Raw genomic sequence first — 22,514 nt, forward strand, 5'->3', positions numbered from 1 at the left:
AATGCATTTTTCCGATAGCGAAAATTAGCGAGACTTTGACGGATGTAACGTCCGTCGGGAGAAAGTAGAAAATATGTCGAGACGCGAACAGATCGAAGCATTGCTAGCAGATGAACCCAATGACTCGTTCCTGCTTTACGGCCTAGCGATGGAATTTCGCAAAGAAGGCGCCCATGCCGATGCGCTAGCCCGCTTTGACCAATTGATCCAACAGAGTCCCCCCTATGTGCCTGCCTTTTTTATGGCTGGTCAGATGCTAGCCGAAGCGGGACGTATCAACGAATCACGAACTTGGCTGCGAAACGGCATCGAAGCCGCTCAGCAACAAGGGAACTCGCATGCTGCTGGCGAAATGTCGGAACTGCTAATGACGCTTGGCCAGATGGGAGAATAGCCCGATGGAAAAGCGGCTACAGATCGAGCATCGTGCTCACCAAATCGCCGCTACCGCTTGGATCGCACCCACCGCGACCGTGGTGGGAGACGTCACCATAGGGTGCGAATCGATCGTGCTCTACTCGGCGGTTGTCCGCGGCGATACCGAGCAGATCCGCATCGGCACTGCTTGCAACATCCAAGACGGGGCGGTCTTGCATGCCGATCCTGGCTCGCCTTGCCTGCTGGGTGATCGCGTCTCGGTCGGTCATCGTGCGATCGTGCATGGAGCGATCGTGGAAGAGGACGTGCTGATCGGGATGGGCGCGATTCTCTTAAATGGCGCCAAGATCGGCGCTGGCTCACTGATCGCCGCTGGCGCTTTGATCACCGAGAACTGCGTGATCCCGCCGCGCAGCGTAGTGATGGGCGTCCCAGGTAAAGTGGTCCGCCAGACGACGGAAGCCGATCTGGCCCGCATTCACCACGCCGCCGAACACTATCGATTGGCTTCGCAAGAGTATCTGGAAGCGTACGAGGGATAAAGGGGGGAAATGACGAATGACTAAATCCTAATGTCTAATGACGTAAGAAAAGAGATGTCTCTCACTCTTCATTAGACTTTAGGATTTAGTCATTCGTCATTCAACCAAAGGCCGCAAACCCTCGCGCGATGCTACCCCCCTAGCCCTTCGACTTCTTTACGCCGCAGCCGCCGACCAGCGAGCAGGTTGAGCAACTGCTGCCGCAACCGGGGCCTTCGTCCGTGCCGCAGCCGGGGCCGCAGCCTTCGTCCAGTAGTTTGGCGAATTCGCGAATCCGCACTTTGGCGTCGTACGTTTCGGCCAAGCCTTCAGTCAGTTGTTCGACCTCTGCGGTGACTTCGCCAAGAAAGTAGAAGAAGAGCGATTGGCCATCGAAGAGTTGTTCGACGTCGATCAGAGTCGCGTTCAGATTGCGCTCGGCTAGTTGCGTCGTGCAGGCCGACATCGCTGCTTGCTTGTTTTTCTCCAGTCGCTGCAGCAACATTTCGTCTTGCTGCGTCATGCCGCGCAAGATCGAGCCATCGGTTTCTTCGCCGGCGTCGGTGGTCGGGCTGAGGATTTCACCCACTTCCAAGCCGCGTGAAGTGCGACACACAACGCGCATTCCGCGACGATAGGCGACCGCATCGACCGAGACGAAGCGGCCAATCTGGCCGACAGCGCCGACGCGGACTAAGTGAGTGCGGTGAATCGTCGAGATCATGCAGGTCCTTGCGGTTGGGGGTATCTATCCCCAATTTTGCCTTGTTTGGCGGCGTTCGCCAAGCGGCGCCCTGATTGGGAGCGTCATTCCCTGGCCATTTAAAGCGAGCCTTGCTCTTGTAGGGACTGCTGAAAGCTTGACCAAAACTGCGTTCCGCTTTCATACTGCTGCGGAGACATCTGGTATCGATACTCTTCCAGATAGTCGAGCTGCTGCTGCGTGAAGTCCAAATAAGAGTAGTCGCCGCGAGCCAGCGGATTGACCCAATCGACGTCGCCGGGCTCACGCTGGCGGACGAAAGCGCCTTGGTCATCGACGATCAGATTCGCAAATAAGACCGGCAGCTTCATCTGCAATTCAAAGTGCATCTTCTCTTGCGGCGATAGCTCGGCGGTCGCTTCTTCCCACGCGTCAGCGACATTTTTGGGAGTTCGACTGTCGGGAAAACGAATCCCCAGCCCCTTGCCGCTTTGCGTCAGCCCATCGAAGTTGAGATCCACCTGCGCCGGCGGCGGGATCAACAGATTCAGCGCGCCCTCTTCGTTCAAGCTGTCGACCTGGATCGGATCGGCTAGCCGCTGCACATGCTGGATCGTGGTCAGCTCCTCCTTAGAGAGGCTCTGCAAAAAGGCCTGCGGATCGTTGTAACCCCCTTCGTTTAGCGAGCGGACCAGCAGATCGCCGTAGTCCTGCTTTAACTGAGCCGGATCATAATCGGCGGCGTAGCTGGCCGCTTTGGCGGGCCCAAACCAGTTGGTCCAGCTCTCACGAACATCTTCTTCCAACGTTTGCTCCGAGGCATATTCGTCGGCCGATGCGTAGCCAGATCGACCTGTTTCTTGCAATATTTCGCTAAAAACGGATCGCAGGTGATCGTTGGGCTCTAGCGGTTTCGAGGCGATCGCCCCGCTGGTTCCGGCAGTCGCATCGATAATCATCGCTAGCTTCCCCCCAAAAAACACGCGGCAATTTTGCCCCCAAGCGGGGGCGTACTCTGATTTTCGGCAACAAAATGGGAAAGACTTCAGGATCTCGCAAAATAAAATGCCGCTGCCAAAATCTGGTGAGACTTAGAGAAATAGCGTCAGAGGCCTCCGCCGACCTACCTTCTTCTCCCGCTTCGTTTTACAATACGGGGCGATTCTGCAACGTATCTTTGCGCGAAGAGATTGATCGATGGCGATTGTTGAAGAGACGACCCTGACTGCCGAAAACCGCTGGATGAAGCTGGCCCTTGACGTTTTGGCGGGCGCCCGCTTGAGCGAAGCCGATGGCTTGGCGATCTTGCGCAGCAGCGACGATGAACTGCTGGACCTGATGTCCGCCGCCTTCACGATCCGCAAACGTTACTTTGGCAAAACGGTTCAGCTGTATCAGCTGATGAACGCCAAAAGTGGACTTTGCCCCGAAGACTGCGGCTACTGCTCGCAGTCCAAGGTCTCTGACGCCGAGATCCCCAAGTACAACTTCCTCAGCCGTGACAAGCTGATGCAAGGAGCCCAGATCGCCGCCGAGCGCGGTGTGAAGACCTACTGCATCGTGATCTCGGCCCGCGGTCCCAACGAACGCGAAATGACCGCGGTCGAGACGATCATCCCCGAGATCAAAGCCAAATATGACCTGAAGATCTGCGCCTGTCTTGGTTTGCTGTCGCAAGCCCAGGCCGATCGACTGAAGGCGTGCGGCGTGGATCGCGTCAATCATAATGTCAACACCAGCAAAGATTACTACGACAAAATCTGCTCGACCCACACCTACGAAGATCGAATCGAAACTCTCTCGGCCGTTCGTAGCGCCGGGATTGAACTTTGCAGCGGCGGGATCGTCGGCATGGGCGAAACCGATCTCGACGTCGTAAAAATGGCGAACGAACTGCGTGATTTGAATGTCGAATCGATCCCGGTCAACTTTCTGAACCCGATCGAAGGAACTCCGCTGCACGAGCAAGGCCGCGACCTGACGCCGCGCCGCTGCTTGAAAATCCTCGCAATGTACCGCTTCGCCAATCCAACCAGCGAACTACGCATCGCCGGCGGACGCGAGATCCATCTCCGCAGTCTGCAACCGCTCGGCCTATACGCCGCCAACTCGATCTTCCTAGGCGACTACCTAACGACCGCCGGCCAACAAGCCGAAGACGACTATCGCATGCTGGAAGACCTTGGATTTGAGGTTACCAAGTGTGATGAAGCGGTCGTGGGCCAGCAGCCAGCGTCGTAATTACGACCTGGTGAACGAGGGAATGCGGCTTCCAGTCGAATGACGAAGCCCGAATGTCGAATCAATGACCGAATGTCCGAATGACTAGTTCATTCGGCATTCTGATTTCGGCATTCGTCATTTTCCCGCTACAGCTGCTTCAGCATCTCGGCCGCCGTCGTTTCAAATTTCTCTTGCCACTCGGGCGCCAGCAGGCAATCGCTATCTTCTTGGGCGCCCCCGCGGTTTTGCATTTGTTCGACGGTGGGGCAGTAATAAATGTAGCCGTTGGTGTACCCGGCGACGAAAGTTAGATCGTGCGGCGAGCTTGCTTTGATGTTCATGCCGACCGGGCTGGTTAGTTCACCAGGAAAGGTCAGCAACACAAAGTTGCCGATCCGCAGCGCGGCCACTTCAACATCGATGGTTCGCTTGCCGGAGTCGACCATGTTGGTCTGATGTTTGCGCAGCAGCGCCCGATTGGCTTGCAGGCGGGATAGTTTTTCCATCGTCATGACATTTTGTAGATAAGCTTCGACCGCTCTGCGATTTTGCGCGTCCAGGGTGCGCAGGTCGCTCTGCTGTTGCGCTTCGTCATACAAATACCGATGCGAATAGTAGGAGGGGAACTCCGGCGATAGTTTGTGCTTGATCATCAACGCCATGAACGTCTTGAAGTTGAGCGTGGTCCCCTGCAGGTTCCGCAGCAGCAGGCGCTCTTCGGCATCGAGTTCGGCGATCTTGTCAGCCAAGTCGCCGCGCGGCAGCGTCAGCGTTTGATTTAGCATCGCCAAGCGATTGTCGGTTGTACACTCGATCTGTCGCACGGCTTTAAGCGTGCTTAGCCCCAAGAGAATGCCGAGAGGCTCGGCGCTACGTGGGTGATCGACATCTTTGTAGTAGGCCGGGTTGATATCGCCGGCGCAGCCCTGCAGAAACAGGGCCAGCGTGCCTTCGCTCAGATTTTCTTCGATCACTTTGGATGCGTAGCCGATGATGTCGGCGGTGTTGGCTCCGCTGGGAACCCCTTGGATCGGATGACAGGCAAAGTTGTAAATCACCGCCAAGGTTTCGCCGTTTTCACGATCGAGTCGCAACACGCCGATCTCGGGATCGGTCCCGCCGACACTGGCGACTTCTTCATCCGGCGGCAGCGCGTAGGCGTGGCGCACGTCGACTTCTTTGCCGTTTTTCAGCTTCAGACGGCGATTCTCCATGATCCGATTTTCGCTGCCGGCGCCGGCCCCAATTTTGACAGGCGTCAGCTGGCTGATCGCCTGCTTCACCGCTTGGACGGTGTGATCGGTGATGTCAGGCAGAATCACGCCGTGGCAGTGACTTGCATTCACCAAAACGTGAGTAGGCGGAATCCCAAGCTCTGTTTCTAAACGTTTGCGCATCGTGGGGAGATAGGCGTTGGGGATTCGCCCGATCTCTCCGATCGCGACCGCGTCGACCGAGATCAGCACGGTGGTCAGCGCGTCCTGCTTGATCGCGACCACTTTGACATACAGCGGATCATTGACCGGCCCAGCGCTATAGTCGGTCACATCGACCTTGGCGGTTCCGGCAGAGAGCTGCGCAGTTTCGGCCGCAACCGCAACGCTGGTCAAGCTGAATGAGCAGAGCACCAAGCAGAACGAAAATCTTGCCAACATAGCGTCAGTCTCCGGTCAACAGTCGAGTTTGGGGGAGAGTCGATCCTGCATGGCGAAGGAATGGGCGGGGTCGCCAGGAATGATTGCACGAGGAATCAGTAATGCGAGATTATCCCAGTTGCGGGACGAAGTCAAATTATGGAGCTGCTTTCGTTTTCTGGTCCACTAGGTTGCTTGTGCAAAAGAAGAATGGAACGCAGGCAAGTCACGGATGAAGAAGAGAAAAACCGGGTAAGAAGATAGTCAAAAACGTTCACACTAGCCCGCAGCGCCAGCGAGGGAATCCGTCTGGCTACTTCGTTCCGCGTTGGAAGCGCTAAGCGGATTCCCTCGCTGGCGCTGCGGGCTAGTGTGCAGTTGGTTCGAAATATCGCTAATTTAAAACGTGCTCACTAGGCTGTGAGCTGCTGGCCGCTTATGTCTTGAAACGAAAAACTAAACCCCAATATCCTCGTTCCAAAGTTCCGGAGACTTGGCGATAAACTCGCGCATCAATTCTATACACTCGGCGTTATTCAAAATCTCTAGCTGAACGCCGCGGCTGCGGACATAGGCTTCTGGCCCTTGGAAGGTTTGGTTTTCGCCGATCACGATCTTGGGGATTTTGTATAACAGCGCTGTGCCGCTGCACATGTCGCAGGGAGAGAGGGTCGAGTAGAGGACCGCCCGCTGGTAGTCTTTGGCCGTCAGGCGCCCAGCCGCTTCTAAGCAATCCATCTCGGCATGCAGGATGGCGCTTCCTTTTTGGACGCGGCGGTTATGCCCTTGGCCGCGAACCTGACCATCGACCACCAGGACGGATCCGATCGGGATGCCTCCTTCAGCGAGACCTTGGCGAGCTTCGGCGATTGCGAGTTGGAGAAATTTGTCCATCGAGTTTCCTTTCGAGGGTGCGCCCTTTCGAACCAATTGGACTAGTCCGCAGCGCCAGCGAGGGAAAGCGTTTGGCCACTTCAAACAGTGTAGGCATTGCCAAGCGTATTCCCTCGCTGGCGCTGCGGGCTAGTGTTGCGACTTTCGGCTTTGATTCTTACCGTGCTTTTCCGCGCTTCATCCGTGTCCCTGCCGTGTTCTTTTTCTTGCGAGCAGATAACGCAACTTCAATACTTCAAAACGCGCGCCTCAGGCTGGCGTTCCGTCAAACGGTATTTTCCTTTAGGCCGTTTCTTCTAACCACTTTCCATCACTAATGTTATCAATCGTCACGGGGCGCCAGGCGATGGTTTTGTCACGCCAGCGCATTAGCGCCGTGATGGTTTCGTCTTCGGAGATCACAAAGACGATGCCGTTTTGCATGCGGCTGGCGAGCCAGGCGGCGGATTGGTGCCGCGTGCCGAAGCTGGTTAGATCAAAATGTTCGATGCGACTTGCGGCGACGTCACGGGCCTTGTAGATTTCGGCCACTTTGCCGACGTTTCGGATCATCACGCCAAAGCCGAGGACGCTAAGATCGGTCCCCAACAATAGCGCTCCATCGGGACTCGCCAGACTGCCGATCGCGTACTCGGCATCGCGGACGGCGCGTTCAGACGACTGGAGCATTTCTTTCCAGACGTTGAAGCCTTGCGTGTTGCCGGTGCGGCGATTGCGGGCCGCCATTTCGTCAGCCGCCGCCCAATGTGATGCCAGGCGAGAAAGAAATCGCCCGTTCGAGAGCTTGCCGATTTTGCTTTTGAAAACCTCTTCGGGCGAGATGGTGCGTTGAATGAGACCCGCGCCGGCAAGATCGAGATGGGGAGGATTGAGTGGATTTTGTTGTTGATTGAGGGCTGCTTTCACACGAGCCCAACGGCGACTGTTTTGCTCGCTGCTGCGATAGATCGAAATCGAGTCGCTCAGCGCGATGTCGTACTTCGATTCGAATAGGTCGCTATCGCTCTCACTGAGCCGCGCGTACTCGGCGATATCGGCAATCACCAGGATGCCGCCGTGCCCAATATCCACGGCCCGGCGGACAATTCGCTGGATGATCGGCAGGATCGACAAGCGGCCAGGCGCCGCCCCCAGCTTTTTGCTATCCAGGAACCGGCGGACAGGACCATCATCACGAAAGATCGGCAAATAATCGGTGACGACGGCGCCTGACTTGTATTCGCCCACGCGATAGTCCAGCACTTCGGCGATCAAGTGCCCTGGCGCACGCGAACGTAATAGGACGGGATGCGGCCCCACGGCCGACCACTGCGAAGCTTCGCCCATCATCGAGTTGTGCAGCGATCGCCCACGTGCGACCATGCCCCAGATCTCGAAATGTCCATTGTGTTCTTGCGCAAGGATCGAAGTTTGGCCAGGGTCAATCGCCGGACCGAGTTTGATTAAGTTGGCCGGAGTCAGCGGCAGCGGGCGTTTGAGCCGAAAGAAGCTGACATTCTGCTCCATGTCGGCTTGCTCGAACACGCTGCGCTGAATCAGTTCGATGCGCAGCGTGTAGGAGATCTGCTCTTCTTTTTCTAAGCTGGCGAAGTAGAGCGAGCTGACCGAATGGCGCACAAGCTCCTGCGATGGCGCCGTCGGCAGTTTGCGAGATTGTTCGAACACCAAGTCAGCAAACGTGTCTGGATAGATCAGCGGCGGCGCCGCCGACACTTCTTCCAAGTGGGGGTCGGGAAGATCCACGCCAGAGACCCAGGCCGGATTAGTTTCGAGCGCGTACTTTTGATGCTCTTCCAGGTCATGCCGCTTCATGCGATCCATGTCTGGCACCAGCTTGTTATCGCTGCGGACATAATCAATGCCGGCGAGCGGCTCAAAGCCGTATTGCACCTGGAAGCACTCCAGATGCTCGCGAATATCGGCTTGGTTGTGCGAAAACATCACAACCCGGCCATCCTTGGTCAATCCGGCGAACATGAACCTCCCTTGTCCCTGATTGAATTCATGATTGCGCAATTTTGAACCACTCGAATACTAGCCTGCAGCGCCAGCGAGGGAATCGGTCTGGCTACTTCCAACCAGTTGGGAATCGCCAAGCGGATTCCCTCGCTGGCGCTGCGGGCTAGTGTGAGCGTTATTGACTTTATTCTTACCGTGTTTTTCCGTTCTTCATCCGTGGTATCCGCGTTCCATTCTTGCTTTATCCTCAATTAGCGCAACCTCAAAACTGGCGCTGCGGGCTAGTGTGCTGTCAAACGGCGATTTTCGGGCGAGCTACAAAGAGCGCGTCGTCATTCCTGACTTACAAGCCGGGTGCGATCTTCAGCACGCTCCCCCCCTGCTCTCCTTCGCCGAATTCGGTGATGTACAGAGTCCCGTCTTTGGCGAACGCAAGCGCGGTTGGTTTGGTCAGGTCGACAATCTTGATCGCTTTGGCCGTTTGCTTGCCGTCGACGCGGACGGCGTCGATGCGGAATAGGCCACCTTGCGCGGGATCGTGCCAGCTAAAGTCAACCGCGTACAGACGACCCGTCTTGGGGCTGTAGGCGAGCCCGACGATATCGCTGAGACCGGTCGGCAGCGACATCAGCAGTGACTTTTGTTTGACGTCGTAAAAGGTGAGCAGGCTATCCCCAGGCGTTGCGATTTCGCCCATCTGCCCGACGACCGCTTCTAGTCGCGGGCTGATTGTGATCGCGGCGGGAGCATCCACTTTGGTCGCCGGTTTGGTGGCGATGTAACGCGTGAGCGGTTTGAAGTTGGATTTGTCTTTTTCGGCGGCGGCGAGCCAACCTTGTTCATCATCTCCATTGGCGGTGGTGACGATCCAATCGACGTTGTCCAGCTTGACCACGGCGACGCCGTAAAAATTGCCTTCGGCTTTAACATCGCCTTCAGCGGCCAACGGACCTAGCTTTTGCACCGGTTTGTCAGCGGTCGACTTTTGACCGAACTCGTAGATCCCAACAAAGTCTTCACCATCAGGATTTCCACCGCCGCTGACGACGATGTGATTATCATCAAGGAACGCCAGACCGAGCGGGCCGATGTCGTACGTTGGATCCATGCCGTACTTGTCGAGCGAGAAGCCGGTTACCACATCGACGGCTTTTCCCTCCTCGATCCGGATGATACGACCGGCGGCGCTTTCGGCGACATAGACGTCGCCTGATTTGTCGTGGACTGCGACGCCGGTCGGGTTGGCGAGGTCGCCGATCACGACTTCGGTTTTCACATCGGCCCAGACAAGTGTTACGACGGAAAGATAACAAGCGAGCGGCAGCAGATATTTACGCATCGATGTCAATCCAGCGAAGGTTGAAAGTCAGTTGGTTCGCGTCTTATCTAATTATGCTCCGCTGGTGCGACTCGCCGCAACCGCAGCGAGTTTTTGTTTGAATTTTAGGATTCAGGTTGGCGCATAAAAAAGGGACGCTGTTCGCGTCCCAGATCGGCTTGCTAGCAGGTCGCTTATAGACCATGAGCCGTTTCGTAGGCGGTGATCTTGTCTTCGTTTTGCAGCGTCAACGCGATATCGTCCAGGCCGTGCAGCATTTTATGCTTGCGGGCTTCGTCGATTTCAAAGGTGAACAAGATGCCGTCATCATCGGTGACCGTTTGTGCGTCGAGATTGATCGTCAGCTGATAGCCGGGACCAGACGCGCTGGCTTTTTGAAAAATCTCTTCAATTTGAGCTTCGGTCAAACGGACCGGCAGCAAGCCGTTTTTAAAGCTGTTGCTGTAAAAAATATCAGCGAAGCTGGGCGCGAGCACCGCGCGAAAACCGTAGTCGTCAAGCGACCAGACGGCATGTTCGCGGCTTGAGCCGCTGCCAAAATTACGTCGCGCAACCAGGATTGAGGCCGAAGCGAGGCCCGGCTGATTCAGCTCGAATTCGCGATTGGGCGTGCCGTCGTCATTGAAGCGCCAGTCGAAAAACAGAAACTGGCCAAAGCCGGTGCGCTCGATCCGTTTCAGAAACTGCTTGGGAATGATCTGATCGGTATCAACATTGGCTCGGTCCATCGTCGCGACGACGCCGGTATGGGTGGTAAATTCTTTCATGATTTTTTATTCAGCTCGCAAAGGCGTGAAGTGTTTTGAGAAGCGATCGCCTATTGGTAGGTCCAATCGCGAATGTCGACAAAGTGACCGGTGACGCCTGCGGCGGCGGCCATGGCCGGTGAGACAAGATGCGTGCGTCCCCCCTTCCCTTGTCGACCTTCAAAGTTGCGGTTGCTGGTCGAAGCGCAACGCTCGCCCGGCGCTAGTTTGTCAGGGTTCATCGCCAGGCACATGCTGCAACCCGCTTCGCGCCATTCAAAACCGGCTGCGCGAAAAATCTCGTCGAGCCCTTCGGCTTCGGCTTGGTCTTTGACCTGGCCGCTGCCGGGGACGACCATCGCCGAAACGCCGCTAGCGACTTTGTGCCCTTTGACCACTTTGGCGGCGGCGCGCAAATCTTCGATACGAGCGTTGGTGCACGAACCGATGAAGACGCGGTCAATTTTGACATCGGTTAGCGGTTGACCGGCGACCAGACCCATATAGTCGAGCGCAGCTTGCGTCGACTTTTGCTCGGTCGCATCGCTGTAATCGGTGGGAGACGGAACTTTGGAGATCACCGGCGCGACCTGACCGGGGTTGGTTCCCCAGGTGATTTGCGGCGCGATGTCTTTGGCGTCAAAGATCAACACTTCGTCGTACTTGGCGCCTGGGTCCGAGGGAAGTTGCTTCCACTTTTCGACGGCGGCGTCAAAATCTTTCGGAGCGAACTCACGACCGCGGACATATTCAAACGTCGTTTCGTCCGGAGCGATCATCCCAGCTCGGGCTCCGGCTTCGATCGACATGTTGCAGACGGTCATCCGTTCTTCCATCGACAACGCGCGAATCGCTTCGCCCGTGTATTCCAACACATAGCCGGTGCCGCCGGCGGTTGTCAGCTTGCCGATTAGGTACAGGATCAAGTCTTTGGCGGTGACGCCGGGGGCGAGCGTGCCGTTGACCCGCAGTTCCATCGTCTTCGGTTTGGCTTGCAGCAAAGTTTGCGTCGCCATGACGTGTTCGACTTCGCTGGTGCCGATGCCAAACGCCAACGCGCCAAAAGCGCCATGCGTCGCGGTATGGCTATCGCCGCAAACGATCGTCATGCCGGGCTGCGTCATCCCCAGTTCAGGACCGATCACGTGGACGATCCCCTGCTTGCTGTTGTTCAGGTCGTAGAGTCGAACGCCGAACTCAACGCAATTGTTGCGGAGGGTGTCAATCTGTTGTTTGGAGATCGGATCGGCGATCGGCAGCGAACGATCGGTCGTCGGGATATTATGGTCCGGCGTCGCGACGTGGCGTTCGGGACGACGGAGCTTGCGACCGGCGATGCGGAGTCCTTCAAACGCTTGAGCGCTGGTGACTTCGTGAACCAATTGCAGGTCGATATAGAGAATCGCCTGTTGGCCCTCTTCTTGCAGAACCAAGTGGTTGTCCCAGATTTTCTGGAACATGTTTCGGGGCGTTCCGCTCATACAGTTAACTCCGATAGTGTCGCCTAGCAGGGCGCTTCGCCGCAGACGTTGGGGTCCGCCGCGATCAACAGGGTGGATAGGGTTGCCAGAGACGAGCTCTCCCGATGACGGAAAGAAGCTGTCTGCAAGCTATTTAGGATAGCCGAGATTTCGCCGATTGGCGAGTCGCCCAGCGGATGCTGGGAAGAGGATATTCTGGCGAACGAGGTTCACCGGTCACGGGAACCCGCCTCCGTCTGTTAGGGGGAGAGCTGTTTGGGGTTAACTTACCCAGCCCCATTCGCGATTTAAAGCGCTAGAGTAAGTCTTGCGGACAATTCCGGCCGCTATCGCCAAGACCGCCAGCGTGGCGATAAATAGCAGCAACATCTGTTGGGACATCGGCAGGTTGAGTAAAGAGAGCAAAGCAGCGCCGCCGAAGCCTAGCCCGGCCGGAACGGCGATCATCGCCAGAAAATATCCGATCAGGACCCACCTGCGACGCGTGGCAAAGATCGCCGTGCTGATCGCGTAGCCCCACGCCAGCGTTACTATCGTTAACGGGAGCATCGTGGCAATCGTGACGCTGTTTTCTGTCTGTTGCGGAAGAAACTGGAAGTATCCGATCCAGAGCAGCGCGGGAATGATCGCCCATGCCTGATCGAGCGCCAGCGCGACAAAGAGTTGTCGCACCAGATCCTGTTTGCCGATAGGCCGTAATGACTCGACCTGTAGACTGCGGCAACGGCTATACCAGACGTTAACCGGCAGAATCAAGGTGATCACCCCCAGTTGAAACAAGCACCAGTTCAGCATGGCCGAATGAATTTGACTCGCGCCCAACAGCTTCGGTATCCAAATGATCGTCATCAGAAATCCGACTCCCATCACCGGCATCGCGAATTGAGGGCGGTAGGCGTTGCCCGCTTGCCAGAGCTGCGCTTGGCGCCATACGGGGCTGCCGGCCAGCTTGGGGAATTGCTGGCCACGATCCCAGAGGGTTTGCCACCACTGCTTGGAGCCGTAAGTGGTGCGTCGCTGTTGTTGCGGATCCCAGGGTGAGAAGCCGGGGGGGAGCGAAGATTGTTCGTAAACCTGTTGAACGATTCGCGGCAGATAGGAAAGGCTGACTGCGAGCAATATCGCTTCGATCGTCAGCAGACCCAACGCCCACCACCAAGTTACTCCTTGAGCAAACCAGATAAATTCGCCTGCCATGGTGGGAGACCACCAAGAGACGAGCATCGGCAACCAAAATAATGCTCCGGCCAGCAGCGCCAGCCAAGTGGAAGCGGTGCGAATCGACGGCCAACGGGATAGGGATCCTGTGAGGATTGCCATCATCAGCGCAGGGATCGTCAGGGAGATTGCCAGCGCCGGTAACAATGCGAAACTAGCATTCCACAGCAAAAGCGCAGCCACAACGCTTCCTCCCAGCAACACAAGCAACGCCGCTTGTAGATGGGGCCGATGATAGCCTGGGATTACGGCGCTGTGCTGAGTTGTAAAGTGCGCCCAGGCTTGTAATGCGACAAGCACCGACACGGCCGAGGTAAAGAAGAGCGAGAATTGCAACAAAAATTGCTTGGAGTAGCGTTCGGATGCGGCATAGAGCTTTACGTTGGGCAAAGCCGGCGTTGTGCGATCGGCTGGAAAGGGAAAATCGACGAAGATCGCCTGCAGGTGAGGATGATTTTGCAGCGGGGTAAGTTGCGTTGGGTCCCAGACTAAGGGAGGCGTGGGAGCAGCGTCTTTCGGCGCTTGGTAATCGACTACCTGCAAGCTAAGCACCAAGTATTTCAGGTTCGGGATTTGCGCGACCACGGACATCGTTTCCTGTGTCAGTCCCGAGCGGTCGATGCGGAGGATTTGTAGTTGCGTAAGCTGCGAAACATCTTGCGGGTGCTCGACCAACAGTCTCGCAGGCAATTCCAATATCTGCAATTTTGATCCGAGGGCAGTCCAAGTTCCCGCTGGAAGGCTGGGAGCTTGGATCGCCAAGTTGTGCAATTGGCTGAGCGACGCAAGCTGCTCGATTCTAACGGCGTTTAAGTCTGGACTGGTGAGCTGAATGGTGGATACATGATCAAAGGGAGTCAGATCTACAGGCGGTGCGCCAAACGGATCGCTGACATAGAGCCGGTCGATTTCAGTCGGCCTTCGGCCATTCAGATTTTCTTCCCAATGCTCCGCGGTAACGGCGGCATTGCTTCGCGAGAAGGGAAATCCAGGGGCGATCGAAGCGCTACCGGTATTCGCGTAAAGCCCCACAAAAAAGAACCCTACTGCCAACAGCAGCGCGATCCCACCTATCAATAGCAGCACCGGTCGACACGCATAGGTGCGCAGCACCTGATATAGTTGGGCGTTCATACTGACACCTTGGCTGACGCGGAGGAGTCTTCCCGTGGGCTGCCGGTCCACTCCAGAAAGATCTCTTCCAGATTGAGATCTTCGACCTGGACGTCGGCTTGCCAACGTTGGGCGATCGAATCGCGGAGTTCTTCATCCATCTGGGCGACCGAGACCAACGCATGCGCGCCGTGCAACTCGCAGCGGATTGCGCCGGGGATGTGAAAGTTTGCGGGCAACGTTTGACGCGCGTTGATCCGCAGTCGTTTGCAACCCTCTTTCAGCGTGTCGAGAGGGCCGAACCAGGCTAGCTTCCCCTTGCGTAGGATCGCCACATGCGACGCAATTCGCTCCAGGTCCGAGGTGATGTGGGTTGAGAAGAGAATCGTGTTTTGTTCTGACTCAATAAATTGCACGAGCGATTGCAAAAACTGTCGCCGCGCGAACGGGTCAAGACTGGCTACCGGCTCGTCTAGCATCAATAGCTCTGGCTGATGCCCCATGGCCAGGATGACTGCCAGCTTTTGTCTCTGACCGACGGACAACGCGCCTACCCGTTTGTCGCGCGGCAGTTGCCATTCGTCTCGCAAACGCTCGACATGGTCAGGCTGCCAGCGTTCATAGAACGCGCCGGTGTAATCGCACATCCCCTGCACCGTCATCCACGGGAGCATCTCGAAATCTTGCGAGACATATCCGATCCGGGCTTTGGCTGCGGCGCTCAAGTCCCACGAGTCTTCACCCAGCAAACGGCAGTTGCCGCTGGTGGTTCGTAGTAGGCCTAGTAAGCATTTGATCAGCGTTGTTTTTCCTGCGGCGTTGGTGCCGACTAGCCCGACAACTTGTCCCGGTTCGATGGTCAGATCGATGCCGCGTAAGACTTCCTCTTGCCCAAAACTTTTGGTCAGCTGCTCGGTTTGTAGAATAGGAATGCTCACTGGGGAATCTCCCGAAGAATTTTGCGAACAAGGTCCAGAATCTGATCGTCGGTCAAGCCCAATTGTCGACTGCGGACAACGGCGGCTTGCATACTCGGTCGAAGTTCTTCGAGCCGCTGCGTCTTGCTGCCGGGGGCGGAACGTTGGCGAACCAGCATTCCTTTACCTCGCACGCGTTCGACAATGTTGTCGCTTTCCAGCCGGGCGTAGGCTTTGGAAATGGTCATGGGGTTAACGCCTAATGCACTCGCCATGTCACGTACACTGGGAAGCATCTCCCCTTCTCTCAAACGCGCGCCGACAATCATCGCTTCGACCTGATCGATGATCTGCCGGTAGATCGGCACCCCAGAGGATGGGTGAACGACAAATTGTGAGGGTTCGATCGACATAAGATGCGCCTTGGTGTATTGCTATAGTGATACACTTGATGCGCAGCAGATGTCAACCAGTTTTCTGATTATTACTGAGTGTCTCCAACAGGCGGTGTTGGAAACCAGCATCGCAGAGATGCTGCGCGTAGGACGGAAGAAAGCCGAATTTGGAGGAATAAGTTTAGAGCGAGTCTTTAATCCGCTCTAAGCGAAGACTTCTTCTTCTCTGACCGGCATGCGGCGCTCGTCAGCCATCCACCAATCAGCGGCGGCATGTTTCGACCACAGGCCTGACGCTTCGCAGCGATCGAGCGCATCCGACAGTTCGATCGCCGTTTGATAGCGATCCTCTGGAAGTTTTTCTAAGCAGCGCAGAACGATCGTTTCGAGATCGGGCGGAATGGCGGGGTTCAGTTGCGACGGTGGAACCGGGGTTTCGTGCGCGTGGGCGATGATTACTTTGATCGGTCGATCGTAGTTGAACGGCGGTTGACCGGTCAGCATGAAGTACATCAAAGCGCCAAGCGAATAGATGTCGCCGCGGGCATCGGGTTCTTGTTCGCCAGAGGCTTGCTCCGGCGACATAAATAATGGCGAACCAGTGATCGAGCCTTCTTGCGTCAATTGAGCGTCGTCTTCGCTGGTTTCAATCGGCTTGGCCAAACCGAAATCGAGCAGCTTCGCCACATCATAACGACCACCCCGTTGCGCGGCGAAAACGTTGGCTGGTTTGATATCGCGATGGACCAGTCCCTTGGTGTGAGCCTCTGACAGGGCCTCGCATGTTTGCAGCATCAGATAAATCAGCCGTTCGGCCGACAACGGACCATATTGCTTGACCAGATCGGCTACCGAGAGCCCGGGCAGAAATTCCATGACGTAATAAAAGGTGCCGTCTTCGGTGCGGCCATAGTCATAGATGTCGATATTGTTCCAGTGCGAGAGTTTGGACGAGAGTCGAACTTCTCGCTCGAATCGGGCCAACACGCGAATGTCGGCGCCTTTTTCAGGGCGAATCAACTTGATTGCACAGGGGCGCTTCATCAGCGTATGTTCAGCGAGATAAACTTCGCCCATGCCGCCAGAGCCGATCAGCTTGCGAAGATGGTATTGGCCCAACTGCTTGGCGCGAAACGCTTCGGATCGCAGTTGATTGATCGTGTGCACGCCGAAGATCGCGACGCAACTACAGACCAGCATCACCAGCATGGTCTTACCGACCATGTCCCAATTGCTGGAAATCGCCAAATGGGAATTGGGAAAGATTATCCAGCCAATTCCTATCAGCAAAAACGGCGCAAGCGCCATCGCGCCGATCACCAGCGCCGCGCGGGGCCATTTGTTGGGGATGAACAATGCGTAAGTAAAGATCAACAGCAACCACAACGGCGCCGGGCTTTGGAACACAGGATTGGTGATGCTGCAATGTCCCAGCGACGCAAGCTGTATCCAGAACGTGAAAATCGCCGATAGACCAAAGACGAGCACCTCTTGAACACGCAGTAGCGGTTTTCGGCGATCGCACTTCGGGCACAAATGCCAACCGGTGGCGGCTAGGAGCAGCACTAACGCAATATGAAAGATGAGCAGCGCAGGACTGTCATCCCCGGTGTTGTTAAAAAAGAACTTCCAAAGGTGGAACAGGAGAAATACGCCGTAGGCGCCCGCCAAAGCAAAAGCCGCAACGCGTAGACGCAGACGTAACAGCGATTGAGTGATTGCCGAAAAGTGGGGACTCGACCCTTCCACCAAAGCGACATTGGGGGAAAGAGAACGAGACGCATCAGTCGAATCCGATGGCGCAACGACTGTCTCGTCAATTTCAGATGGCAGTTCGCTTGATTCGTAGGTGCCGCGCATATACTCGTTTGGAGCTCGCAATCGTCGAACGGAGTCCGTTTTCAACTTCCCCTATCGTAAGCATTTCGACGAGGGAAGGCGAATCTTGCCTCCTGGCGTTTGCCTATTATTCACGTCGATAGGGGGAAACGCCAGACCAAGCTTCGGCGCTGGCGTTCCCCTACTTATACCCGACGCAGCTCAATAAGATTCGTTCGCGAATTTATATCTGGCCAATTAGGCAGCCCGACGCGCCGTTGCAGGCGCCGAGATGTCAGCCATGCCGAGCTTTTCTAGATGGAGGCCATCTTTCCCTAGACGCTCCCAGAAGATGACGCTGTCTGCCGTTAGCATCCGCGGCAGCCAGCTGAGGGCTGCATTGACGTCCTGGGGGTCCTGGTCAGCGGCGATTAGCAGCAACTGCGTATTGGGCAAGCTGTTCGCCAAACGAGGCAGCGCCATCGACGCCGTTCCTGGCGTTAGCTTAATTTTTGCGCCGGTTGCGACTAGACATTTATGCGCTTGTTTAAGCGGCAGTCCATCTTTTTGTTCCCGTGCTTCGAACATGTCGATGCCGGTGTACTCAATCTGAGCATCGCCCGCATATTGCTGGGTGAAGTGAATCACCTTTTGCGCCAGTTCGCCGTTACCAACACCGATCTGAACGATCCGTGTGATCGGCGCCGCTTGGCGAAGCGTGTGATAAATCTCACGCTCGTGACGGGGCGAAGAAAGGTGAGCCTGATAGAGATAACGCAGGTAACGAACGGCGGTCAATTTGAGTCCCTTCAAAACGACGCCAGATGAAATCGGTCTACTTACGGCACACAGCGTTCATCCAAACTAGATACGCCGTGTGGACTTAACCTTCGACCGCCGCCGGAGCCGCGAATGAGGAAATCTAGAAAGTTCGGTTTGGCAGTGCTTTGGAGGTCTGCGAAGAATTGCAAGAATGCGCAGCTGCGGAAGGATACGTGCTTTTGATCTTGGTGCGACGCTCTTCTCGCGAAGACGTCATAGTCGGAATCTACCTGACTGCTTCGTCCAAGCGATTGCGTATCGTCCGCCAGCTACGAAACGCCGAGCGAGAGAAAGTAGCGTCGGCACTCGGCTTCGGGATCCGCGAACTGGCCGCGAAGATAATACGAGACCGGCGCCTGAGGATGTTGACGCTGAATTGAGAGATACTGGGAAAGTGCTTGTTGCGAGGCATCTGGTCCATGTCGCAGAAAGTGAAGCCAAGCCCAGCAGTGGCGGTACTGGCGATCTCCCATTTCGTTCACACTGCGCAGACGCTCTAAGGTGGCTAGAGAAGCGATTTCCCCCATTTTCGCTTCTTGGATCACTTGTGGCAGATAGTCGCCCCGGTTGCGGCGATTGCCTTGCGGGGGCTCAAAGTATTCGGCAATTCCTTCATCCAGCCAAAGGGGAAGATTGGTATGCGCTTGATGAACCAGTGCATGACAGCACTCGTGCCGCAGGTCGGTTAGTAAATGAGGAGAACGATGTGCAAAGACCATCGGCACCTCGTTGGCCTGGATAAACAGGGCCCTGCGCTGCGGAACGCCGGGGAAATAACGCGTCACATAGTCACGATAGGAGGATACCGAGCCAAAGAGATAAAGATGAATGTCTGTTGTCTGCTCGGGGAGTGTGAGCAAAGTGGCGAGATCTTTTTGAAGGCTCGCTATTTCCCCTTTGAGTAGGGGGATGGTGTTGATCCTGAAATCGGCATGGATGACAAACGGCGGAATCCGTTGCTCGTCTGGCCATTCTGGGGTATCTGCCCAGGCAGGCCAAGGCGAGCTCGCGGCTGCGACTGCGGCCGAAAGGAAAAGTCGCCGGGTAATTCGCGGGGAAGGCATGACCCAGCTATCCGAATTTGATCTGCGAGGGAGTATCCATGAAGCGAGCAAAGGGTAGAAAAAACGGTGCTGTAAAGTCAAGGTCGAACGGGTTCCCTGCTAATCCGGTCTTCCCTCCTTCCCCAGATTCGTTAAGCTCTGGTAGGCAAACGAGTAACGGAAAATAATACCCTTCACGCGGCGACATCGTCCGCTTGGGTAAAAAAGCAAAGGACGCTTTGTGAAGTACGCGTCGATCGGACCGATCGCTATCCATTTGCCGGAACGGATCGAAACGAACGAAGAACTGCAGGCGGAATTCCCTCAGTGGGACATGAAGTTGATCGCCTCGAAAACGGGGATTGAACAACGGCATGTCGCCGCCGAAGGCGAGTGCGCCTCAGACTTGGGTGTGAAAGCGGCATTGCGCCTGTTTGAAGAGCATCAAGTTGATCCGCAATCGATTGACTTTCTGCTGTTTTGCACGCAAACGCCTGATTATCCACTGCCAACCACTGCTTGCTTGGTCCAGGATCGGCTTGGTCTGCCAACGCGCTGCGGCGCGCTCGATTTCAATCTGGGCTGCTCTGGGTATATCTACGGGCTGGCGCTGGCCGATGGTTTGATCCGTTCAGGAGTTGCGCGTCGCGTGCTGTTGATAACGGCCGAAACTTACTCGAAATATATTGCCTCGGATGATCGCAGTATTCGAACGATTTTTGGGGATGGCGCCGCCGCGACGCTGATTCAAGCAAGCGATCGGCAAGAGCTGTATGGTTTTCAGTTTGGTACGGACGGCAGCGGCGCCGATACGCTGATCGTCGGCGAAGGAGGGGCTCGCCCTGCGGACGCTGCGATTCGACCGCGTCATCGCAAGCGCTGGAGCAGCCAACTGTATATGGATGGGCCGAGTCTGATCAGCTTTACGGTCGGCGCAGTTCCGCAATTGGTCGAAAACATTTTGGCCGCCGCGCAGATGGATCGCGACCAACTTGATCTTTATCTATTTCACCAGGCGACCAGAAAAATGCTTGAGCAACTGCAAGAGCGGATGGGCCTGGACGAACAACGGATGCCGATCGAATTGCACAACTACGGCAATACGGTTTCGGCGACGTTGCCGATTTTGATCCATGACTTACGAAAGCAAAAGCGTCTAGCGGCGCGGCGCAAGCATGTGATGGTCGGTTTTGGCGTAGGTTGGTCTTGGGGCGGCGTCATTTGGCGCGATCCGACCGGATCGTAGACGTTGATCGACGGTAATCAATCGGTAGGGTGCTGGACAAAATCTGTTCGTACTAGTCTTGGACTGCAATCGGAACCAAAATAGAGGGACGACGCTCCTTATCCGCCGATTCGCTCCGCCGCAGAGGGTTTGGTACTATGCAGTCGCTTCAAGGTCAATTGCTGATCGCGTCACCTCATTTGCCCGACCCGAACTTCTTGCGAACCGTCGTGCTGATGGTGCAACACGACGACGATGGGGCCTTGGGATTGGTTTTGACCCGACCTACCGAGCTTACCATGGCCGCAATGTGGCAAGAGGTTGCCGGCGAAGAGATCGACGATCAAAATCTGGTCTTCTTGGGCGGGCCGGTGCAAGGACCGTTGATGGCGATCCATTCGCATGCCGCCTGCAACGAGATTGAGATTATGCCGGGGGTCTATTTCTCTAGCGATAAAGACCAGATCGAAACCCTGGTTCGAGAAAACATCGAGCCCAAGCGGATCTTCATCGGCTATTCAGGCTGGGGCGAGCAGCAACTTGAAGCAGAATTGGATGCCGGCGGTTGGCTGCTGCTGCCGGCAGAGCCCGGGCTTCTTTTTACGACCGACGTAGAGCGGTTGTGGAAGGACGTAACCGGCAAGATCGGCGCCGACATTATGCGGTCAACGCTGCACCTGAAGGGCATGCCGACCGATCCGACCATGAATTGACGGATCTTATTCGTACCCGCAAAGGAGGGCAGGCCCTGCCTGCCGCGCTTTGCATATGGATCAATTTAGTATGCCCTCTTCTGCCCGACTTTAAGTCAGCCCAATCGGGAAGTCGGAGAGTAGCTCGACTCCGTCGGCGGTGACGAGATAGTCATTTTCAAGTCGCATCCCAAAACGCAGCTGCTCGTGATAGATCCCCGGCTCGACGGTGAAGACGTCACCCTCGGCGAAGATGTCGTCCCAAGACGAGTTTAGGTGGGGCGCTTCATGCGGGAAGAGACCGATGCCATGTCCTAGATGATGATCGAAGACGCCGATTGGCGCGGCGCTCAAAATGCCGACCACTTCGTTGAACAGTTCTTTGCAACTTTTGCCGGGGCGAACGGTCTGCTTGACGTGATCAAACGTCTGCATGACGATCTCCCACGTTTGTTGCTGCTCGTCGGTCGGCTTGCCATCGACGGCGATCGTGCGACAGTTGTCAGCAAAGTAGCCGCGGAAAGCAGGCCCCAGGTCCAGGATATAAAGCTCGCCAGCTTGCGTCAGGCGATCACGGGGCGGGCCCCCTTTCGCTCCGCAGGCATAGTCGTTGCCGGTGCCAGTCAACATTTCGCCATATTCTTTGACGGCCGCGGCTTGCAGTGCATTGAAGACATTCAACTCACTCACGCCGGGACGAATCATATCGCGGGCCACTTCGTACATTCGCGCGGTCCCGGTGATCGCCTTTTTCAACCGAGCCAGTTCATCTGGATCTTTTTTGCGACGCAGCTGATACAAGGTTGGCTCGACATCGACCAGCGTCGCATCAAGCTGCTGCGACAGGTGGAGCGAGAAGGTAGAGTATTCGACGCCGATCTTCGCCAGCTTGCCGCGCGACTTCAGGTATTGCAACAGCACATCGCTGCAGGCCTGACGCTGGTCATTGCGCAGCGTGCAAAGCCATTGGGCCTCGTAGGTCAAGATCTCGTCGGCCGCAGCTGCGTCTGGCGCTTCGTTCGGAGCGATCAGCGTCGCGGTTCCATCAGCGAACAAGATTGCGGCCGGCTGATGCACCCAGGCGAATTTCGGGCCAATCAGGTATTGGATGTGTTCGATTTGCGTGACGATGATCGCGTCGAGCTCAGCTCCGGCCAGTGCGTTCCAAAGTCGTTTTTGACGTGCTCGGCTTGCGTCGAGATTCAGGTCCAAATCGCTCATTACCTCTCCCATCCATTCGTGAACTAGTTCGCCGGTCCGCGGCGGCTGCTAAACGCGCCAGTAGGCCAAACTAATGGAAACCTGCTCAGGCGAAAAGTGGGGAGACCATGTCGTTTTTGGTCGATTCTGCGACAGAGAGGGGTCCCGACGATTCTCGCGTCCCATTTTGACC

20 protein-coding genes are annotated in these 22,514 nt (G+C 56.1%); 5 read left to right on the forward strand and 15 right to left on the reverse strand.

The window, feature by feature from the left end:
* Positions 1–73: 73 nt before the first annotated feature.
* Positions 74–394 (forward strand): tetratricopeptide repeat protein, encoded by a 321-nt coding sequence (locus SH421x_RS11170; protein WP_488855655.1) that lies wholly within the window; start codon positions 74–76, stop codon positions 392–394.
* 4 nt (positions 395–398) lie between these two features.
* Positions 399–920 (forward strand): gamma carbonic anhydrase family protein, encoded by a 522-nt coding sequence (locus SH421x_RS11175; protein WP_488855656.1) that lies wholly within the window; start codon positions 399–401, stop codon positions 918–920.
* 139 nt (positions 921–1,059) lie between these two features.
* Here the strand turns inward: SH421x_RS11175 and SH421x_RS11180 are convergent, their stop codons facing one another.
* Both SH421x_RS11180 and SH421x_RS11185 read right to left on the reverse strand, forming a co-directional pair.
* Positions 1,060–1,623, reverse strand: coding sequence for a PSP1 C-terminal domain-containing protein (locus SH421x_RS11180; protein ID WP_488855657.1), 564 nt, complete (start codon positions 1,621–1,623; stop codon positions 1,060–1,062).
* A 98-nt stretch (positions 1,624–1,721) separates the two neighbouring features.
* On the reverse strand, positions 1,722–2,561 hold the full coding sequence (locus tag SH421x_RS11185) for a hypothetical protein (protein WP_488855658.1): 840 nt from the start codon (positions 2,559–2,561) through the stop codon (positions 1,722–1,724).
* A 238-nt stretch (positions 2,562–2,799) separates the two neighbouring features.
* Here SH421x_RS11185 and bioB point away from each other — a divergent pair, with 238 nt between their 5' ends.
* Positions 2,800–3,843, forward strand: a complete 1,044-nt coding sequence (gene bioB, locus SH421x_RS11190) for a biotin synthase BioB (RefSeq protein WP_488855659.1) — start codon at positions 2,800–2,802, stop codon at positions 3,841–3,843.
* A gap of 128 nt (positions 3,844–3,971) precedes the next feature.
* Here the strand turns inward: bioB and SH421x_RS11195 are convergent, their stop codons facing one another.
* The 12 genes from SH421x_RS11195 to SH421x_RS11250 all read right to left on the reverse strand — a co-directional run bounded on the left by SH421x_RS11195 (position 3,972) and on the right by SH421x_RS11250 (position 19,225).
* Complete coding sequence (locus SH421x_RS11195) at positions 3,972–5,480, reverse strand: hypothetical protein (RefSeq protein ID WP_488855660.1); 1,509 nt, start codon at positions 5,478–5,480, stop codon at positions 3,972–3,974.
* Positions 5,481–5,915: 435 nt separating this feature from the next.
* Positions 5,916–6,353, reverse strand: coding sequence for a nucleoside deaminase (locus SH421x_RS11200; RefSeq protein WP_488855662.1), 438 nt, complete (start codon positions 6,351–6,353; stop codon positions 5,916–5,918).
* A 282-nt stretch (positions 6,354–6,635) separates the two neighbouring features.
* Positions 6,636–8,330 carry a putative sensor domain DACNV-containing protein gene (locus tag SH421x_RS11205; RefSeq protein ID WP_488855663.1) on the reverse strand — a complete coding sequence of 565 codons (1,695 nt, stop codon included), beginning with the start codon at positions 8,328–8,330 and terminating at the stop codon, positions 6,636–6,638.
* Positions 8,331–8,655: 325 nt separating this feature from the next.
* Positions 8,656–9,651 carry a hypothetical protein gene (locus SH421x_RS11210; protein WP_488855664.1) on the reverse strand — a complete coding sequence of 332 codons (996 nt, stop codon included), beginning with the start codon at positions 9,649–9,651 and terminating at the stop codon, positions 8,656–8,658.
* Positions 9,652–9,824: 173 nt separating this feature from the next.
* The gene (leuD, locus tag SH421x_RS11215; protein ID WP_488855665.1) at positions 9,825–10,418 is read right to left on the reverse strand and encodes a 3-isopropylmalate dehydratase small subunit; all 594 of its coding nucleotides are present in this window, start codon (positions 10,416–10,418) and stop codon (positions 9,825–9,827) included.
* A gap of 50 nt (positions 10,419–10,468) precedes the next feature.
* Complete coding sequence (gene leuC / locus SH421x_RS11220) at positions 10,469–11,878, reverse strand: 3-isopropylmalate dehydratase large subunit (RefSeq protein WP_488855666.1); 1,410 nt, start codon at positions 11,876–11,878, stop codon at positions 10,469–10,471.
* A gap of 261 nt (positions 11,879–12,139) precedes the next feature.
* Positions 12,140–14,230, reverse strand: coding sequence for a hypothetical protein (locus tag SH421x_RS11225; RefSeq protein WP_488855667.1), 2,091 nt, complete (start codon positions 14,228–14,230; stop codon positions 12,140–12,142).
* Positions 14,227–15,147, reverse strand: coding sequence for an ABC transporter ATP-binding protein (locus SH421x_RS11230; protein ID WP_488855668.1), 921 nt, complete (start codon positions 15,145–15,147; stop codon positions 14,227–14,229). Before SH421x_RS11230 ends, SH421x_RS11225 begins: the two co-directional genes overlap by 4 nt.
* Positions 15,144–15,539, reverse strand: a complete 396-nt coding sequence (locus SH421x_RS11235; protein WP_488855669.1) for a GntR family transcriptional regulator — start codon at positions 15,537–15,539, stop codon at positions 15,144–15,146. The genes SH421x_RS11230 and SH421x_RS11235 overlap by 4 nt, the downstream gene beginning before the upstream one ends.
* A 186-nt stretch (positions 15,540–15,725) precedes the next feature.
* Positions 15,726–17,381, reverse strand: coding sequence for a serine/threonine protein kinase (locus SH421x_RS11240; protein ID WP_488855671.1), 1,656 nt, complete (start codon positions 17,379–17,381; stop codon positions 15,726–15,728).
* A 216-nt stretch (positions 17,382–17,597) separates the two neighbouring features.
* The gene (locus SH421x_RS11245) at positions 17,598–18,152 is read right to left on the reverse strand and encodes a hypothetical protein (protein ID WP_488855672.1); all 555 of its coding nucleotides are present in this window, start codon (positions 18,150–18,152) and stop codon (positions 17,598–17,600) included.
* Between the two features lie 278 nt (positions 18,153–18,430).
* A complete protein-coding gene (locus SH421x_RS11250; RefSeq protein WP_488855673.1) occupies positions 18,431–19,225 on the reverse strand; it encodes a DUF1570 domain-containing protein in 795 nt (264 codons plus the stop codon).
* A 220-nt stretch (positions 19,226–19,445) separates the two neighbouring features.
* On the opposite strand from SH421x_RS11250, the gene SH421x_RS11255 reads away from it, so the two are divergent.
* Both SH421x_RS11255 and SH421x_RS11260 read left to right on the forward strand, forming a co-directional pair.
* Positions 19,446–20,450, forward strand: a complete 1,005-nt coding sequence (locus SH421x_RS11255) for a ketoacyl-ACP synthase III (protein ID WP_488855674.1) — start codon at positions 19,446–19,448, stop codon at positions 20,448–20,450.
* Positions 20,451–20,587: 137 nt separating this feature from the next.
* A complete protein-coding gene (locus SH421x_RS11260) occupies positions 20,588–21,142 on the forward strand; it encodes a YqgE/AlgH family protein (RefSeq protein WP_488855675.1) in 555 nt (184 codons plus the stop codon).
* A gap of 90 nt (positions 21,143–21,232) precedes the next feature.
* Here the strand turns inward: SH421x_RS11260 and SH421x_RS11265 are convergent, their stop codons facing one another.
* Positions 21,233–22,342: a M24 family metallopeptidase gene (locus SH421x_RS11265; protein WP_488855677.1), complete on the reverse strand. Its 1,110-nt coding sequence runs from the start codon at positions 22,340–22,342 to the stop codon at positions 21,233–21,235.
* Positions 22,343–22,514 lie beyond the last annotated feature (172 nt).

The organism is Blastopirellula sp. SH421, assembly GCF_057808535.1.